General features: G+C 63.0%; 28 protein-coding genes. All 28 read left to right on the forward strand.

Translation table 11 applies throughout. The features are described from left to right. Positions 1 to 10: 10 nt before the first annotated feature. The 28 genes from fusA (at position 11) to rpsD (ending at position 15,548) form a co-directional block, all read left to right on the forward strand. Entirely contained in the window at positions 11 to 2,107 is a 2,097-nt protein-coding gene (gene fusA / locus EBS_RS00955) for an elongation factor G (protein ID WP_043106881.1), read from the forward strand. Positions 2,108 to 2,177: 70 nt separating this feature from the next. Next, positions 2,178 to 3,368 carry an elongation factor Tu gene (gene tuf / locus EBS_RS00960; protein WP_043106870.1) on the forward strand — a complete coding sequence of 397 codons (1,191 nt, stop codon included), beginning with the start codon at positions 2,178 to 2,180 and terminating at the stop codon, positions 3,366 to 3,368. 32 nt (positions 3,369 to 3,400) lie between these two features. Next, on the forward strand, positions 3,401 to 3,712 hold the full coding sequence (gene rpsJ / locus EBS_RS00965; protein WP_043106882.1) for a 30S ribosomal protein S10: 312 nt from the start codon (positions 3,401 to 3,403) through the stop codon (positions 3,710 to 3,712). 10 nt (positions 3,713 to 3,722) lie between these two features. Continuing rightward, positions 3,723 to 4,373: a 50S ribosomal protein L3 gene (gene rplC / locus EBS_RS00970; protein WP_043106883.1), complete on the forward strand. Its 651-nt coding sequence runs from the start codon at positions 3,723 to 3,725 to the stop codon at positions 4,371 to 4,373. Between the two features lie 3 nt (positions 4,374 to 4,376). Next, positions 4,377 to 4,979, forward strand: a complete 603-nt coding sequence (gene rplD, locus EBS_RS00975) for a 50S ribosomal protein L4 (protein WP_043106884.1) — start codon at positions 4,377 to 4,379, stop codon at positions 4,977 to 4,979. Further along, on the forward strand, positions 4,976 to 5,281 hold the full coding sequence (gene rplW / locus EBS_RS00980; protein WP_043106885.1) for a 50S ribosomal protein L23: 306 nt from the start codon (positions 4,976 to 4,978) through the stop codon (positions 5,279 to 5,281). Before rplD ends, rplW begins: the two co-directional genes overlap by 4 nt. A 31-nt stretch (positions 5,282 to 5,312) precedes the next feature. Next, on the forward strand, positions 5,313 to 6,140 hold the full coding sequence (gene rplB / locus EBS_RS00985) for a 50S ribosomal protein L2 (protein WP_043106886.1): 828 nt from the start codon (positions 5,313 to 5,315) through the stop codon (positions 6,138 to 6,140). Positions 6,141 to 6,158: 18 nt separating this feature from the next. After that, entirely contained in the window at positions 6,159 to 6,437 is a 279-nt protein-coding gene (gene rpsS, locus EBS_RS00990; protein ID WP_043106888.1) for a 30S ribosomal protein S19, read from the forward strand. Between the two features lie 11 nt (positions 6,438 to 6,448). Continuing rightward, positions 6,449 to 6,781 (forward strand): 50S ribosomal protein L22, encoded by a 333-nt coding sequence (gene rplV, locus EBS_RS00995; RefSeq protein WP_043106889.1) that lies wholly within the window; start codon positions 6,449 to 6,451, stop codon positions 6,779 to 6,781. Between the two features lie 12 nt (positions 6,782 to 6,793). Beyond that, the gene (rpsC, locus tag EBS_RS01000; RefSeq protein WP_043106890.1) at positions 6,794 to 7,489 is read left to right on the forward strand and encodes a 30S ribosomal protein S3; all 696 of its coding nucleotides are present in this window, start codon (positions 6,794 to 6,796) and stop codon (positions 7,487 to 7,489) included. 3 nt (positions 7,490 to 7,492) lie between these two features. After that, positions 7,493 to 7,906, forward strand: coding sequence for a 50S ribosomal protein L16 (gene rplP, locus EBS_RS01005; protein ID WP_043106891.1), 414 nt, complete (start codon positions 7,493 to 7,495; stop codon positions 7,904 to 7,906). After that, complete coding sequence (gene rpmC, locus EBS_RS01010; RefSeq protein ID WP_043106892.1) at positions 7,906 to 8,106, forward strand: 50S ribosomal protein L29; 201 nt, start codon at positions 7,906 to 7,908, stop codon at positions 8,104 to 8,106. The genes rplP and rpmC overlap by 1 nt, the downstream gene beginning before the upstream one ends. Further along, positions 8,103 to 8,360, forward strand: a complete 258-nt coding sequence (gene rpsQ / locus EBS_RS01015) for a 30S ribosomal protein S17 (RefSeq protein WP_043106893.1) — start codon at positions 8,103 to 8,105, stop codon at positions 8,358 to 8,360. Before rpmC ends, rpsQ begins: the two co-directional genes overlap by 4 nt. Positions 8,361 to 8,394: 34 nt before the next feature. Then, the gene (gene rplN / locus EBS_RS01020) at positions 8,395 to 8,763 is read left to right on the forward strand and encodes a 50S ribosomal protein L14 (protein ID WP_043106894.1); all 369 of its coding nucleotides are present in this window, start codon (positions 8,395 to 8,397) and stop codon (positions 8,761 to 8,763) included. A gap of 10 nt (positions 8,764 to 8,773) precedes the next feature. After that, positions 8,774 to 9,091 carry a 50S ribosomal protein L24 gene (rplX, locus tag EBS_RS01025; protein WP_043106896.1) on the forward strand — a complete coding sequence of 106 codons (318 nt, stop codon included), beginning with the start codon at positions 8,774 to 8,776 and terminating at the stop codon, positions 9,089 to 9,091. An 11-nt stretch (positions 9,092 to 9,102) separates the two neighbouring features. Beyond that, positions 9,103 to 9,639 (forward strand): 50S ribosomal protein L5, encoded by a 537-nt coding sequence (gene rplE / locus EBS_RS01030; protein ID WP_043106897.1) that lies wholly within the window; start codon positions 9,103 to 9,105, stop codon positions 9,637 to 9,639. Positions 9,640 to 9,653: 14 nt separating this feature from the next. Next, complete coding sequence (gene rpsN, locus EBS_RS01035; protein WP_043106898.1) at positions 9,654 to 9,959, forward strand: 30S ribosomal protein S14; 306 nt, start codon at positions 9,654 to 9,656, stop codon at positions 9,957 to 9,959. 135 nt (positions 9,960 to 10,094) lie between these two features. Further along, the gene (rpsH, locus tag EBS_RS01040; protein WP_043106899.1) at positions 10,095 to 10,490 is read left to right on the forward strand and encodes a 30S ribosomal protein S8; all 396 of its coding nucleotides are present in this window, start codon (positions 10,095 to 10,097) and stop codon (positions 10,488 to 10,490) included. Positions 10,491 to 10,503: 13 nt separating this feature from the next. Continuing rightward, positions 10,504 to 11,037 (forward strand): 50S ribosomal protein L6, encoded by a 534-nt coding sequence (gene rplF / locus EBS_RS01045; protein WP_043106901.1) that lies wholly within the window; start codon positions 10,504 to 10,506, stop codon positions 11,035 to 11,037. A 12-nt stretch (positions 11,038 to 11,049) separates the two neighbouring features. Next, positions 11,050 to 11,406: a 50S ribosomal protein L18 gene (gene rplR, locus EBS_RS01050; RefSeq protein ID WP_043106902.1), complete on the forward strand. Its 357-nt coding sequence runs from the start codon at positions 11,050 to 11,052 to the stop codon at positions 11,404 to 11,406. 12 nt (positions 11,407 to 11,418) lie between these two features. Next, entirely contained in the window at positions 11,419 to 11,925 is a 507-nt protein-coding gene (gene rpsE, locus EBS_RS01055; RefSeq protein ID WP_043106903.1) for a 30S ribosomal protein S5, read from the forward strand. 5 nt (positions 11,926 to 11,930) lie between these two features. Further along, on the forward strand, positions 11,931 to 12,122 hold the full coding sequence (rpmD, locus tag EBS_RS01060; RefSeq protein WP_043106904.1) for a 50S ribosomal protein L30: 192 nt from the start codon (positions 11,931 to 11,933) through the stop codon (positions 12,120 to 12,122). 1 nt (position 12,123) lies between these two features. After that, positions 12,124 to 12,558 (forward strand): 50S ribosomal protein L15, encoded by a 435-nt coding sequence (gene rplO, locus EBS_RS01065; protein ID WP_043106905.1) that lies wholly within the window; start codon positions 12,124 to 12,126, stop codon positions 12,556 to 12,558. Between the two features lie 7 nt (positions 12,559 to 12,565). After that, on the forward strand, positions 12,566 to 13,903 hold the full coding sequence (secY, locus tag EBS_RS01070; RefSeq protein WP_043106906.1) for a preprotein translocase subunit SecY: 1,338 nt from the start codon (positions 12,566 to 12,568) through the stop codon (positions 13,901 to 13,903). 27 nt (positions 13,904 to 13,930) lie between these two features. Beyond that, positions 13,931 to 14,044, forward strand: a complete 114-nt coding sequence (rpmJ, locus tag EBS_RS01075; protein ID WP_043106907.1) for a 50S ribosomal protein L36 — start codon at positions 13,931 to 13,933, stop codon at positions 14,042 to 14,044. 99 nt (positions 14,045 to 14,143) lie between these two features. Further along, positions 14,144 to 14,500, forward strand: coding sequence for a 30S ribosomal protein S13 (rpsM, locus tag EBS_RS01080; RefSeq protein WP_043106908.1), 357 nt, complete (start codon positions 14,144 to 14,146; stop codon positions 14,498 to 14,500). A 30-nt stretch (positions 14,501 to 14,530) separates the two neighbouring features. After that, positions 14,531 to 14,914, forward strand: coding sequence for a 30S ribosomal protein S11 (gene rpsK / locus EBS_RS01085; RefSeq protein WP_043106910.1), 384 nt, complete (start codon positions 14,531 to 14,533; stop codon positions 14,912 to 14,914). A 13-nt stretch (positions 14,915 to 14,927) separates the two neighbouring features. Then, positions 14,928 to 15,548 (forward strand): 30S ribosomal protein S4, encoded by a 621-nt coding sequence (gene rpsD, locus EBS_RS01090; RefSeq protein ID WP_043106912.1) that lies wholly within the window; start codon positions 14,928 to 14,930, stop codon positions 15,546 to 15,548. Positions 15,549 to 15,572: the final 24 nt, after the last annotated feature.

Raw genomic sequence — 15,572 nt, forward strand, 5'->3', positions numbered from 1 at the left:
GGTGTAGACCGTGGCGCGCAGCACGCCCATCGAACGGTATCGCAACATCGGCATCATGGCGCACATCGATGCCGGCAAGACGACGACCACCGAGCGGGTGCTGTACTACACCGGGGTATCTCACAAGATCGGTGAGGTGCACGAGGGCGCCGCGACGATGGACTGGATGGAGCAGGAGCAGGAGCGGGGTATTACCATTACCTCGGCGGCCACCACCTGCTTCTGGTCTGGCATGGCGAAACAGTACCCGCGGCACCGTATCAACATTATTGATACGCCGGGTCACGTGGACTTCACCATCGAGGTGGAGCGTTCGCTGCGGGTTCTGGACGGGGCGGTATTTGTCCTCTGTGCCGTCGGTGGGATCGAGCCTCAGTCCGAGACGGTGTGGCGCCAGGCCAACAAGTACGAGGTGCCGCGACTGGCGTTCGTCAACAAGATGGACCGGGTCGGGGCCGACTTCTTCCGGGTGGTCGAGCAATTGCGTGATCGCCTGGGCGCCAATCCGGTGCCGGTGCAGGTGCCGATCGGCGCGGAAGACGAATTTACCGGGGTGGTCGACCTCGTCAAGATGAAGGCGATCATCTGGTCGGAAGAAAACATGGGTGTCGAGTTCAGCTACCAGGAGATCCCTGGCGAGCTGAAGGATCTCTGCGAGGAATGGCACGAGCGTCTGCTCGAGGCTGCCGCCGAGGCTGACGAGACCCTGATGGACGCCTATCTGGAAGACGGCGATCTGTCCGAGGAACAGATCCTCGAGGGGCTGCGCAAGCGCACCCTGAGTCTGGAGGTGGTGCCGGTCTGTGCCGGTTCGGCCTTCAAGAACAAGGGTGTGCAGGCGCTGCTCGACAAGGTGATCGAGCTGCTGCCGTCGCCGGGGGATGTGCCGGCGATCAAGGGCGAGCTCGAGGATGGGAGCGAGGGTGAGCGGCATCCGTTGGACGACGAGCCCTTTGCCGCGCTGGCGTTCAAGATTGCCACCGACCCCTATGTGGGCACCCTGACCTTTCTGCGGTGCTACTCGGGGGTGCTGAAGTCCGGGGACATGGTGTTCAACCCGCTCAAGGGCAAGAAGGAGCGGATTGGTCGGTTGCTGCAGATGCACGCCAACCACCGCGAAGAGATCGACGAGGTGCTTGCGGGCGATATCGCCGCGGCGGTTGGTCTCAAGGATGTCACCACAGGGGAGACTCTGTGTGACCCGAAACACGTGATCACGCTGGAACGCATGGAGTTCCCCGAGCCGGTCATCTCGGTGGCGGTGGAGCCCAAGACGAAGGCGGATCAGGAAAAGATGGGCATCGCCCTGGGCAAGCTGGCCCAGGAAGACCCGTCCTTCCGGGTGCGTACCGACGAGGAGTCGGGGCAGACCATCATCTCCGGGATGGGTGGGCTGCACCTGGAGATCATCGTCGACCGCCTGCAGCGGGAGTTCGGTGTCGCGGCCAACGTGGGTGCGCCCCAGGTGGCCTACCGCGAGACCATTCGCAAGGCGGTCGAGGTGGAGGGCAAGTTCGTCCGGCAGTCGGGCGGGCGCGGGCAGTACGGCCATGTCTGGCTGAAGCTCGAGCCGCTCGGCGAGGATGCCGAGACGACGTTCGAATTCGTGAATGCCATCGTCGGTGGCGTGGTTCCCAGGGACTACATCCCGGCGGTGGAGAAGGGCGTGAAGGACGCCATGGAAGGGGGCGTGCTCGCCGGCTACCCGCTGGTGGGCATCAAGGCCACCCTGTTCGATGGCTCCTATCACGAGGTGGATTCCAGTGAGCAGGCCTTGCGGGTGGCCGGCTCGATGGCGCTGCGCAACGGGGCGCGCGATGCCGATCCGGTGCTGCTGGAGCCGATCATGAGGGTCGAGGTCACCACGCCCGAAGAGTACATGGGCGACGTGATGGGCGACCTGAATGCGCGCCGGGGCATGATCTCCGGCATGGAAGACGCGCCGGCCGGAAAGATCGTCCGCGCCGAGGTGCCGCTGGCCGAGATGTTCGGGTACGCCACGGCACTGCGCAGCGCGACCCAGGGTCGCGCGAGTTACAGCATGGAATTCGCCAAGTACCAGGCGGTGCCTGCGGCCATTGCCGACAAGGTCATCAACCGGTACTAGGCGGCGAACAACAATTCGGTAATCACTCCGCAAAGATTTGTCAGGCAAATCAGTTAAGGGGCCAGAGAAGATGTCCAAGGAAAAATTCGAACGTACAAAGCCGCACGTCAACGTCGGCACCATTGGTCACGTTGACCATGGCAAGACGACGCTGACCGCGGCGATCACCACCCACCAGGCGAAGAAATTCGGCGGTGAGGCGCGGGCGTACGACCAGATCGACAACGCCCCGGAAGAGCGCGAGCGCGGCATCACGATTGCGACGGCCCACGTGGAATACGAGTCGGACAAGCGCCACTACGCGCACGTCGACTGCCCGGGCCACGCGGACTACGTGAAGAACATGATCACCGGCGCGGCGCAGATGGACGGCGCCATCCTGGTGGTGTCCGCGGCCGACGGTCCCATGCCGCAGACGCGCGAGCACATCCTGCTGTCACGCCAGGTCGGCGTGCCGTACATCATCGTGTACATGAACAAGGCCGACATGGTCGACGACGAAGAGCTGCTGGAGCTGGTGGAGATGGAGATCCGCGAGCTGCTCGACTCCTACGACTTCCCGGGCGACGACACGCCTGTGATCATCGGCTCGGCGTTGAAGGCGCTGGAAGGTGACGACTCCGAGATCGGCACCAAGTCGATCGACAAGCTGGTCGAGGCGCTGGACACCTACATTCCGGATCCGGAGCGCGCGATCGACGGTGACTTCATCATGCCGATCGAAGACGTGTTCTCGATCTCGGGTCGCGGTACCGTGGTGACCGGTCGTGTGGAGCGCGGCAAGATCCACGTTGGCGACGAAGTCGAGATCGTGGGCCTGCGCGAGACCCAGAGCACGACCTGCACGGGCGTGGAGATGTTCCGCAAGCTGCTGGACGAAGGCGTTGCCGGCGACAACGTGGGCGTGCTGCTGCGCGGCACCAAGCGTGACGAGGTGGAGCGCGGTCAGGTGCTGGCGAAGCCGGGATCGATCAAGCCGCACACGCACTTCGAGGCCGAGGTTTACGTGCTGAGCAAGGACGAGGGTGGCCGTCACACGCCGTTCTTCAACGGTTATCGTCCGCAGTTCTACTTCCGCACCACCGACGTGACCGGGGCCTGTGAGCTGCCGGAAGGCGTGGAGATGGTGATGCCGGGCGACAACGTGAAGATGACGGTGAAGCTGATCGCGCCGATCGCGATGGAAGAGGGCCTGCGCTTCGCGATCCGCGAAGGTGGCCGCACCGTCGGCGCCGGCGTGGTTTCCAAGATCATCGAGTAATTCGGTGATTTCGCATTTCGAGTGATTTAGCAATGACCAATCAACGTATTCGAATTCGTCTCAAGTCGTTCGATCATCGACTGATCGACCAGTCGGCCAAGGAGATCGTCGAGACCGCCAAGCGCAGCGGCGCCCAGGTGGTCGGTCCGATTCCCCTGCCGACCCGGAAAGAGCGCTACACCGTGCTGATCTCGCCGCACGTCAACAAGGACGCGCGCGACCAGTACGAGATCCGTACCCACAAGCGCCTGATGGAGATCGTTGATCCGACCGACAAGACCGTCGATGCGCTGATGAGGCTGGATCTGGCCGCCGGTGTGGATGTCCAGATCAAGCTGAACTGAGGTGAGAGCAATGGCGATTGGAATCGTAGGGCGCAAGGCCGGCATGACCCGCATCTTTACCGATGAGGGCCAGTCGGTGCCCGTCACCGTCATCGAGGTCGACCCGAACCGCGTCACCCAGGTGCGCACCGTCGAGAACGACGGCTATGCCGCCATTCAGGTGACGACCGGCAGCAGGAAGGCCTCGCGTGTCAACAAGCCGATGGCTGGCCACTTTGCCAAGGCCGGTGTCGAGGCCGGGCGCGGCCTGTGGGAATTCCGTCTGGATGACCACGAGGGTGAGGCGCCGGAAGTGGGCGGCACCGTGGATGTGAGCATCTTCGAAGCCGGCCAGAAGGTCGACGTGCGTGGCGTCTCCAAGGGCAAGGGCTTCCAGGGCGGGGTCAAGCGGCACAATTTCCGCACCCAGGACGCCACCCACGGCAACTCCCTGTCGCACCGTGCGCCGGGCTCCATCGGCCAGTGCCAGACCCCGGGTCGGGTGTTCAAGGGCAAGAAAATGGCCGGCCACATGGGCGCCGAAAAGGTCTGCGTGCAGAACCTCGAGGTGGTGCGCGTGGATGCCGAACGCAACCTGCTGCTGGTCAAGGGCGCCGTCCCCGGCGCGCGTGGCGGTGATGTGATCGTCACCCCGGCCATCAAGCTGAAGAACAAGGGGTAAGACATGGATCTGAACGTACAGGGTGGCTCGAGCATCCAGGTGTCTGACGCCGTGTTCGGGGCCGACTACAAGGAGGCGCTGATCCTCCAGGTGGTCACCGCCTATATGGCTGGCGCGCGCGCCGGCACCAAGGCGCAGAAGAACCGCTCCGCGGTCAGCGGCGGCGGTGCCAAGCCCTGGCGCCAGAAGGGCACCGGCCGTGCCCGCGCCGGCACCATCCGCAGCCCGCTGTTCCGCCACGGAGGCGTGACCTTCGCTGCCTCGCCGCGCAACTACGAGCAGAAGGTCAACAAGAAGATGTACCGCGGCGCGCTGCGCTCCATTCTCTCCGAGCTGGTGCGTCAGGAGCGCCTGGTGGTGGTCGACAGCTTCTCGGTCGATGTGCCCAAGACCAAGCAACTGGTCGGCAAGCTCAAGGAGCTGGGTATCGACGAGGCCTTGATCGTGGTCGAGGAGCTGGACGAAAACCTGATGCTCGCGGCCCGCAATCTGTATCACGTGGATGCCCGTGGTGTGCACGAGCTCGATCCGGTCAGCCTGATCGGCTTCGACAAGGTGATCATCACCGCCGGTGCCCTCAAGCAGCTCGAGGAGAAACTGGCATGAGCAAGTTCAGCAAAGAGCGCCTGATGCAGGTCCTGCTCGCCCCGGTGGTGTCCGAGAAGAGCGTGACCGCTGCCGAGAGCGGCAACCAGTTCGTGTTCCAGGTCGCGCGTGACGCCACCAAGCCCGAGATCAAGGCTGCGGTCGAACTGCTGTTCGAGGTGGACGTCGAGAAGGTGCAGGTCCTCAATGTCAAGGGCAAGCGCAAGCGCTTCGGTCAACGTCCGGGCAAGCGGGCGGACTGGAAGAAGGCCTATGTGCGCCTGAAGGAAGGCCAGGACATCAATTTCGGCGAGGGCGCCTGAGCGCTCCAGCCCCAGTCAAGCGGACAAGATCATGGCGATAGCTAAAGCAAAACCCACTTCTCCCGGTCGACGCCACGTCGTCCAGGTCAAGCGCGAAGGTCTGCACAAGGGCGGCCCGCTGCGCGCGCTCGTGGACAAGAAGAGCAAGACCGGCGGACGCAACAACAAGGGCCGCATCACCACCCGGCACAAGGGGGGTGGCCACAAGCAGCGTTACCGCATCATCGACTTCAAGCGCGACAAGGACGGCGTGGTTGGCACCGTCGAACGTCTTGAGTACGACCCGAACCGTACCGCCAACATCGCGCTGATCAAGTACGAGGACGGCGAGTACCGGTACATCATCGCACCGGCGGGCCTCAAGGCCGGTGACTGGGTCCAGTCGGGCGAAGATGCCCCGATCTCGGTCGGCAACTGCATGAGCCTGCGCAACATGCCCATCGGTTCGGTCGTGCACTGCGTGGAACTGAAGATCGGCAAGGGTGCGCAACTGGCGCGCAGCGCCGGCACCTCGGCCCAACTGGTTGCGCGCGAGGGCGATTACGCCACCCTGCGCCTGCGGTCCGGCGAGATGCGCAAGGTGCACGCCGATTGCCGTGCCACCCTGGGCGAGGTGAGCAACTCCGAGCACAACCTGCGCAAGCTGGGCAAGGCCGGCGCCTCACGCTGGCGTGGCATCCGCCCGACGGTACGCGGTGTGGCCATGAACCCGGTCGATCACCCTCACGGCGGTGGCGAGGGCCGTACCTCCGGTGGTCGTCACCCGGTCAGCCCCTGGGGTGTGCCGACCAAGGGTCACAAGACGCGCTCGAACAAGCGCACCGACAAGTTCATTGTTCGCGACCGTCGTCGCAAGTAACCGGTGGAGTAGAAAGGCATGCCACGTTCCATTCGCAAAGGACCTTTTATCGACTTCCACCTGCAGAAGAAGGTGGAAGCCGCGCGCGCCAGCAACGATCGCAAGCCGATCAAGACCTGGTCGCGCCGCTCGATGATCAGCCCCGACATGGTCGGTCTGACCATCGCGGTCCACAACGGCAGGCAACACGTTCCGGTGCTGATCACCGAGAACATGGTCGGCCACAAACTCGGTGAGTTCGCTCTGACCCGCACTTATCGCGGTCACGACGCGGACAAGAAGACCAAGAAACGGTAAGGAGAGAAGCGATGCAAGCTGTAGCCAAACTGCGCTTTGCGCGCCTCTCGGCACAGAAGGGTCGTCTGGTGGCAGACCAGATCCGCGGCCTGCCTGTGGAGCAGGCGCTCAACGTTCTTGCCTTCAGCAAGAAGAAGGGCGCTGCGCTCATGAAGAAGGTGCTCGATTCGGCCATCGCCAACGCGGAGAACAACGAAGGCGCCGATGTCGACGAGCTGAAGGTCAAGACAGTGTACGTGGACGAAGGCCCGACCATGAAGCGGCTCCGTGCACGTGCCAAGGGACGCGGCACCCGCATCCTGAAGCGCACCAGTCACATTACCGTCATTGTGGCGGACGAATAAGCGGGCATAACTATGGGCCAGAAAGTACATCCGACAGGCATCCGTCTCGGCATCGTCACCGATTGGAACTCCAAGTGGTATGCCGACAACAAGAACTACGCCGATCTGCTGATCACCGACTTGGCGGTGCGCGATTTTCTCAAGGAGCGCCTCAAGCAGGCCTCGGTGAGCCGCATCCAGATCGACCGGCCGGCGAAGAACGCGCACATCACCATCCACACCGCGCGGCCGGGCCTGGTGATCGGCCAGAAGGGCAAGGACATCGACGAACTCCGCAAGGAGGTCTCGGCACGCATGGGTATCCCGGTGCGCATCAGCATCGAGGAGATCCGGAAGCCCGAGCTGGATGCCCAGCTGGTGGCCGAGAGCATCGCCCAGCAACTCGAGCGTCGCATCATGTTCCGCCGTGCCATGAAGCGCGCCGTGCAGAACGCCATGCGCCTGGGCGCCCTGGGTGTGAAAGTAAACGTTGCCGGCCGCCTGAACGGCGCCGAGATCGCGCGCAGCGAGTGGTACCGCGAGGGCCGCGTGCCGCTGCACACCCTGCGTGCGGACATCGACTACGGCTTTGCCGAGGCGCTGACCACCTACGGCATCATCGGTATCAAGACCTGGATCTTCAAGGGCGAGGTCTTCGGTGACGAGCAGAAGGATGCCGGCAAGGGTGAGTCCGGCAAGAAGGGCAAGAGCGCAGGCGCTCGGGGGTAAGTCATGCTGCAACCAAAACGCACCAAATTCCGCAAGCAACACAAGGGCCGCAACCGCGGCCTGGCGCATAGCGGCAACAAGGTCAGCTTCGGCGAGTATGGCCTCAAGGCCACTGGCCGCGGACGCCTCACCGCGCGCCAGATCGAGGCGGCCCGTCGTACCATCACGCGCACCGTGAAGCGGGGCGGCAAGCTGTGGATCCGGGTGTTCCCGGACAAGCCGATCACCAAGAAGCCGCTCGAAGTGCGGATGGGCAAGGGCAAGGGTAACGTGGAGTACTGGGTCGCGCAGATCCAGCCCGGTCGTATGCTCTACGAGATTGAAGGTGTCTCCGAGGAACTGGCGCGTCGCGCCTTCGAGCTGGCCTCGGCCAAGCTCCCCGTGAGCACCACTTTTGTTAAACGGACGGTCCTCTGATGAAAGCGAACGAACTTCGTGAAAAGTCCCAGGCCGAATTGCGTGAGACGCTGCACGAGCTGCTCAAGGAGCAATTCAACCTGCGCATGCAACAGGGCACGGGTCAGCTGGCCCGTCCCCATCTGATGAAGGCAGTGCGCCGCAATATCGCGCGCGTGAAGACGATCATGAACGAAAAGCGTCGGGCAGGTGAAGCATGAGCGAGCAGGCAGGTAACCGGACTCTCCAGGGGCGCGTCGTCAGCGACAAGATGGACAAGACCATCACGGTGCTGATCGAGCGCCGGGTCAAGCACCCGCTGTACGGCAAGTTTGTGCGCCGTTCCACCAAGGTGCATGCGCACGACGAGAACAACGAGTGTCGCGTGGGCGACGTGGTGGTGGTCGAGCAGTGCCGGCCACTGTCCAAGACCAAGAGCTGGCGTTTCGTCAAGCTGGTCGAACGTCCGAACTGAATCGAACTGAACTCAAACTGATTGGGGTAGTGTCATGATCCAGATGCAAACCATGCTGGACGTTGCAGACAACAGCGGGGCCAAACGCGTCCAGTGCATCAAGGTGCTGGGCGGTTCGCACCGCCGGTACGCCGGAATAGGCGACATCATCAAGGTGTCGGTTAAAGACGCTATTCCGCGCGGCAAGGTCAAGAAGGGCAACGTCTACAACGCCGTCGTTGTGCGTACCCGCAAGGGGGTGCGTCGTCCCGACGGCTCGGTGATCCGCTTCGACGGTAACGCTGCGGTGCTGTTGAACAACGCCCTGGCGCCGATCGGCACCCGTATCTTTGGCCCGGTAACGCGCGAACTGCGCAGCGAGCGCTTCATGAAGATCGTCTCGCTCGCACCGGAAGTACTCTGAGGAAATCGCCATGGCACGACGCATTCGTAAAGGCGACGACGTGATCGTTCTCGCCGGCAAGGACAAGGGCAAGCGCGGCACCGTCCTGGCCGTGCTCGAGGATCGTGTGATCGTCGAGAACATCAACCTGGCCAAGAAGCACATGAAGCCGAATCCCAACAAGGGGGAGCCCGGCGGCATCGTGGACAAGGAGATGCCCCTGCACATCTCCAATGTGGCTTTGTTCAACCCCGCGACCAACAAGGGCGACCGCGTCGGATTCAAGATCCTCGAGGACGGTCGCAAGGTGCGCGTATTCAAGTCCAACGGCGAAGTCGTGGACGTCTGAGGCAGATATCGATGGCACGTTTGCACGATCACTACAAAGAAAAGGTCGTTCCGCAGCTGATGGAGAAGTTCGGCTACAAGAGCATCATGGAGGTGCCGCGGATCGAGAAGATCACCCTCAACATGGGTGTCGGCGAGGCCGTGGGCGACAAGAAGAACATGGAGTTCGCCGTCGGTGACATGGCGCGTATCGCCGGTCAGAAGCCGATTGTCACCCGCGCGCGCAAGTCGGTTGCCGGCTTCAAGATCCGCGAGGGGTGGCCCATCGGTTGCAAGGTGACCCTGCGTCGCGAACGCATGTACGAGTTCCTCGATCGCCTGGTGAACATCGCCCTGCCGCGGGTGCGCGACTTCCGTGGTCTGAGCTCCAAGTCCTTCGATGGCCGGGGCAACTACAGCCTGGGTGTGAAGGAACAGATCATCTTCCCCGAGGTGGAGTACGACAAGGTCGATACCCTGCGTGGCATGGATATCACCATCACCACCACGGCGCGTACCGACGAGGAAGGCCGCGCCCTGCTCGACGGCTTCAATTTCCCGTTCAAGTAATCGGACTAGAGAACATGGCAAAAAAGAGCATGTGGGCCCGCGAGGCCAAGCGCCAGAAGATGGTTCAGAAGTACGCCGCCAAGCGCGCCGAACTGAAGGCCATCATCAATGACCGCAGCCGTTCGTTCGAGGAGATCGACGCCGCCGTGGCCGCCCTGCAGAAGCTGCCGCGCGATGCCAGCCCGGTGCGCCAGCAGCGTCGCTGCCGAGTGTCCGGCCGGCCGCACGCGGTCTATCGCAAGTTCGGCCTGTGCCGCAACAAGCTGCGCGAAGCGGCCATGCGGGGTGACGTGCCCGGCCTGAAGAAGGCCAGCTGGTAACGGTTTGCCCGTCCGGGCTGGATTTCTGGTCCGGATTTGTATATAGTGCGCGGCTCCCTGAATCCCGGGGCCGTGTTTCGTTACACATTCGGGTATCGCATCGCGAGACGATGGCTGACCCAGAGGAGACTCATCATGAGCATGTCGGATCCGATTGCGGATATGCTTACGCGCATCCGCAACGGCCAGGCGGCGAACAAGCCGTCTGTGCAAATGCCTGCTTCCAAGAAGAAGCTGGCCGTCGCCAAGGTCCTTAAGGACGAAGGCTACATCATCGATTATCAGCAGATCGAGGTCGATGGCAAGCCCGTGCTGGAGATCCAGCTCAAGTACTTCCAGGGCCGTCCGGTCATCGAATACATCAAGCGCGTGAGCCGTCCCGGCCTGCGGATCTACAAAGGCCGCGATGAACTGCCGCGCGTGCGCGGAGGCCTGGGTATCGCCATCGTTTCCACTTCCAAAGGCGTGATGACCGACCGCGAAGCCCGCAAGCTGGGCCATGGCGGCGAAGTCATCGCCTACGTCGCGTAAGGGAGGATCTGGCATGTCACGCATAGCGAAAGCGCCGATCACCGTCCCGTCCGGCGTCGAGGTCAAGATCGACGGTCAGCACGTGAGCGTCAAGGGCCCCAAGGGGGCGCTGGAAATGGACGTGCATCCGGATGCCGTGGTGAGCATCGAAGATGGGGTCATCTCGGTGCGTCCGGCCGATGGCGTCAAGAACGGCTGGGCCATGGCCGGCACCATGCGCGCACTGGTCAACAACATGGTGGTGGGTGCCAGCCAAGGCTTCCAGAAGAAGCTGGAACTGGTCGGCGTCGGTTATCGCGCCCAGGCCAAGGGCAAGGTGCTCAACCTGACGCTCGGTTTCTCGCACCCGGTCGACTACCCGGTGCCCGAGGGCATCACCATCGAAACGCCCTCGCAGACCGAAGTGGTGGTCTCCGGCAGCGACAAGCAGAAGGTGGGCCAGGTGGCTGCCGAGATCCGCAGCTTCCGTCCGCCGGAGCCGTACAAGGGCAAGGGTGTTCGCTACGCGGATGAGCGCATCATCCGTAAAGAAGCGAAGAAGAAGTAAGGGGTTAGCACGATGGATAAGAAAGCATCTCGTCTGCGTCGCGCCAAGCGGGCGCGCGCCAAGATCCGCGAGTTGGGCGTGCACCGCCTGACGGTTCATCGCACCCCGCGCCACATCTATGCCCAGGTGATCGCCCCCAACGGCGCCGAGGTCATCGCAGCGGCCTCGACCGTCGACAAGGAGGTCAAGGCCGGCATCGAGGGCAGCACCGGCAACGTTGCCGGTGCTGCCGTGGTGGGCCGTGCGATCGCTGAACGCGCGAAGGCCAAGGGCATCGAGCGCGTGGCCTTCGATCGTTCCGGGTTCCGTTATCACGGCCGCGTGAAGGCCCTGGCCGACGCCGCGCGTGAAGCCGGCCTTGAGTTCTGAGGAGTCTGCATCATGGCAAATTATGAAACCAAGTCCGCCGGCGACGATCTGATCGAGAAGCTGATCGGCGTCAACCGTGTCGCCAAGGTGGTCAAGGGCGGTCGGGTGTTCGGCTTTGCCGCCCTGGTGGTCGTCGGGGACGGCAATGGCCGCGTCGGCTTCGGTACCGGCAAGTCCAAGGAGGTCCCGGTGGCCATCCAGAAGGCCATGGAGGCCGCGCGCCGCAACATGATCGAGGTCAAACTGAAGGACGGCACCCTGCAGTACCCGCTGGTCGGCCGCCATGGTGCTGCCAAGGTCTACATGCAGCCGGCCTCGGAAGGTACCGGTATCATCGCCGGCGGCGCCATGCGCGCCATCTTCGAAGTGGTGGGCGTGCACAACGTGCTGGCCAAGTGCATTGGCTCGAACAATCCCATCAACGTGGTTCGCGCCACCCTCAATGGCCTGGCCAACATGAGCGACGCCGAGTATGTCGCGGCCAAGCGTGGCAAGACCGTCGAAGAGATTCTGGGGTAATCGCCATGGCTGACAAGAAGATGATGAAAGTGAAGCTGGTGCGCAGCATGCACGGCCGCAAGAAGGGCCACAAGGAGTGCGTCCTGGGGCTGGGCCTGCGGCGCATGCACCAGGTTGTCGAAGTCGAGGACACGCCTTCCACCCGCGGCATGGTGAACAAGGTGTGCTACATGGTTCAAGTCGTGGAGGAAGCCTGAGATGCGTCTGAATACGCTCAAACCCGCCGAAGGCAGCAAGCGCGCGCGCAAGCGTGTCGGCCGGGGCATCGGCAGCGGCTTCGGCAAGACTGCCGGTCGCGGCCACAAGGGCCAGAAGGCCCGTTCCGGCGGCAAGGTGCAGATCGGCTTCGAGGGCGGCCAGATGCCGCTGCAGCGGCGCCTGCCCAAGGTGGGCTTCCGCTCGCGCAAGGCCAAGCTGACCGCCGAGGTGCGTCTCGACGAGATCGCCAAGGTCGAGGGTGAAGTGGTGGACATGGAGGCCCTGCACGCGGCCGACATCCTGCCGCGCAACAAGACCCGGGCCAAGATCATCCTGTCCGGTGAGATCAGTCGCGCGGTGACGGTCAAGGGGCTGCGTGTGACCAAGGGCGCCCGCGCTGCCATCGAGGCGGCCGGCGGCAAGGTCGAGGACTGAACGACCCATGGCCCAGAACCCCGCCGCCGGTATCGCCTTCGGTCAGCTTACCGAGCTGAAGCGCCGCCTGCTGTTCGTGCTGGGTGCGATCATCGTGTATCGCATCGGCACCTTCATCCCGGTACCCGGGATCGATCCGGCGGCGCTGGCGGCGCTGTTCGACCAACAGCAGGGCACCATCCTGGACATGTTCAACATGTTCTCAGGGGGCGCACTCAAGCGTGCCAGCCTGTTCGCCCTGGGGATCATGCCCTACATCTCGGCCTCGATCATCGTGCAGCTGATGTCCGCGGTGATCCCCAAGCTGGAACAGCTCAAGAAGGAAGGCGAGGCCGGTCGGCGCAAGATCACCCAGTACACCCGCTACGGCACCCTGGTGCTGGCGACCTTCCAGGCGATCGGCATCGCGGTGGCCCTGCAGGGGCAGTTTGGCGAGGGACTGGTGGTGGCCAAGGGGCCGGGGTTCGTGTTCACTGCGACTGTGTCGCTGGTGACCGGCACCATGTTCCTGATGTGGCTGGGTGAACAGATCACCGAGCGCGGCCTGGGCAACGGCATCTCGCTGATCATCTTCGCCGGTATCGTGGCTGGCATGCCGGCCGCGTTCGGTTCGGTGGTCGAGCTGGTCAGCAATGGCGAGATGAATGCGCTGTTTGCCCTGTTCCTGTTCATCCTGGCGATCGGGGTGACCGGGTTCGTGGTGTTCGTGGAGCGGGGGCAGCGGCGCATTACGGTCAACTACGCCAAGCGCCAGCAGGGTCGCAAGATGTTCGCCGCGCAGAGCAGCCATCTGCCGCTGAAGCTGAACATGGCCGGGGTGATTCCGCCGATCTTCGCATCGAGCATCATCCTGTTCCCGACCACGCTCGCGCAGTGGGCGGGTAACACCGAGAACATGCGTTGGTTGCAGGACATCATCGCGCTGGTGTCGCCGGGTGAGCCCCTGTACATGGTGGCCTATGCGGCGGGCATCATCTTCTTCTGCTTCTTCTACACCGCGCTGGTGTTCAACGCGAAGGAGACGGCAGAGAACCTGAAGCGGTCCGGCGCCTTCATCCCCGGCATCCGTCCGGGCGAGCAGACTGCGGCCTACATCGACAAGGTGATGTCGCGGCTGACCCTGGCCGGCGCGTTGTACATCACTGCGGTCTGCCTGCTGCCGGAGTTCCTGCGCGCGGGCTGGAACGTGCCCTTCTACTTCGGCGGCACCTCGTTGCTGATCGTGGTCGTGGTGGTGATGGACTTCATGGCCCAGGTGCAGGCGCACATCATGTCGCACCAGTACGAGGGCCTGATGAAGAAGGCGAATTTCAAGAACGTTGGCGGCGCGGGTTCGCTGCGCTGAGCGACGGTTTCATTCGGAGTTGGAGCTATGAAAGTCAGAGCATCGGTCAAGAAGATGTGCCGCAACTGCAAGATCATCAAGCGCCACGGCGTGGTGCGCGTGATCTGCACCGACCCGCGCCACAAGCAGCGCCAGGGTTGATCGGTCGCCGTTCGTGGCGTTGAACAGGCGCCTGGATTTTGATATAGTGCCGCGCTTTCGCGCGTCATTTGCCGAGAGAGTTTTCAGGAGAATTTGAGCATGGCCCGTATTGCTGGTGTCAACATTCCCGATCGGAAGCACGTGGTGATCGCGCTGCGTTCGATCTACGGCATTGGCCCGACGCGCGCAGCAAGCATCTGTGATGCCGCCGGTGTCGAGCCCAGCCGCAAGGTGATGGAGCTGAGCGACGAAGAACTCGAGAAGCTGCGTACCGAAGTGGGCAAGTACACGGTCGAGGGTGACCTGCGTCGCGAGGTGTCGATGAACATCAAGCGGCTGATGGACCTGGGCTGCAACCGTGGCATCCGCCATCGTCGTGGCCTGCCGGTACGCGGCCAGCGCACCAAGACCAATGCCCGCACCCGCAAGGGTCCGCGCAAGCCGATCAAACGTTAAGCAAACGCGAAGTTTTCAGGAATCAGGCAGATGGCCAAGAACACCACCCGTAAAAAGGTCAAGAAGGTCGTTACCGACGGCATCGCCCATGTGCATGCCTCGTTCAATAACACGATCATCACCATTACCGATCGCCAGGGCAATACCCTGTGCTGGGCGACCGCCGGCGGTTCCGGCTTCCGTGGTTCGCGCAAGAGTACGCCCTTCGCTGCCCAGGTGGCCGCGGATCGCTGTGGCGAGATGGCCAAGGAGTACGGTGTCAAGAACCTGGATGTGAATGTCAAGGGCCCGGGGCCGGGGCGTGAGTCGGCCGTGCGTGCGCTGAACAACGCCGGATTCAAGATCACCAGCATCTCGGATGTCACCCCGATTCCCCACAATGGCTGCCGCCCGCCCAAGAAGCGCCGCGTGTAACTGGAGTTAGATCATGGCACGTTATCTCGGACCAAAATGCAAACTGATGCGCCGTGAGGGCACCGACCTGTTCCTCAAGAGCCGCGTCCGCTCCATCGACACCAAGTGCAACATGGAAAAGGTGCCGGGTCAGTCCGGTGACCGTCGCCGGCGCCTGTCCGACTACGGCGTTCAGCTGCGCGAAAAGCAGAAGGTTCGCCGTCTGTACGGTGTGCTCGAGCGCCAGTTCCGCAACTACTACAAGGAAGCAGACCGGGTCAAAGGCCCCACCGGCGAGAACCTGCTGCGCCTGCTGGAGTCGCGCCTGGACAACGTGGTTTATCGCATGGGCTTCGGCTGCACCCGAAACGAGGCGCGCCAGCTGGTCAGCCACAAGGCCATCGAGGTCAACGGCAAGGTGGTCAACATCGCTTCCTACCGGGTCAAGCCCGAAGACGTGATCAGCGTGCGCGAGAAGGCCAAGAAGCAGGAGCGCATCAAGGCCTCCCTTGCACTTGTCGAGCAGTATGGCTTCCCCGAGTGGGTGGAAGTGGACACCAACGCCATGAAGGGCGTGTTCAAGCGTTATCCGGACCGTGCCGAACTGCCGGCCGAGATCAACGAGCAGCTGATCGTCGAACTGTATTCGAAGTGATCGGTATCTTCCGGACAGAGAACA

It is taken from the genome of endosymbiont of unidentified scaly snail isolate Monju, from assembly GCF_000801295.1.
Lineage (GTDB): Bacteria > Pseudomonadota > Gammaproteobacteria > Chromatiales > Chromatiaceae > MONJU.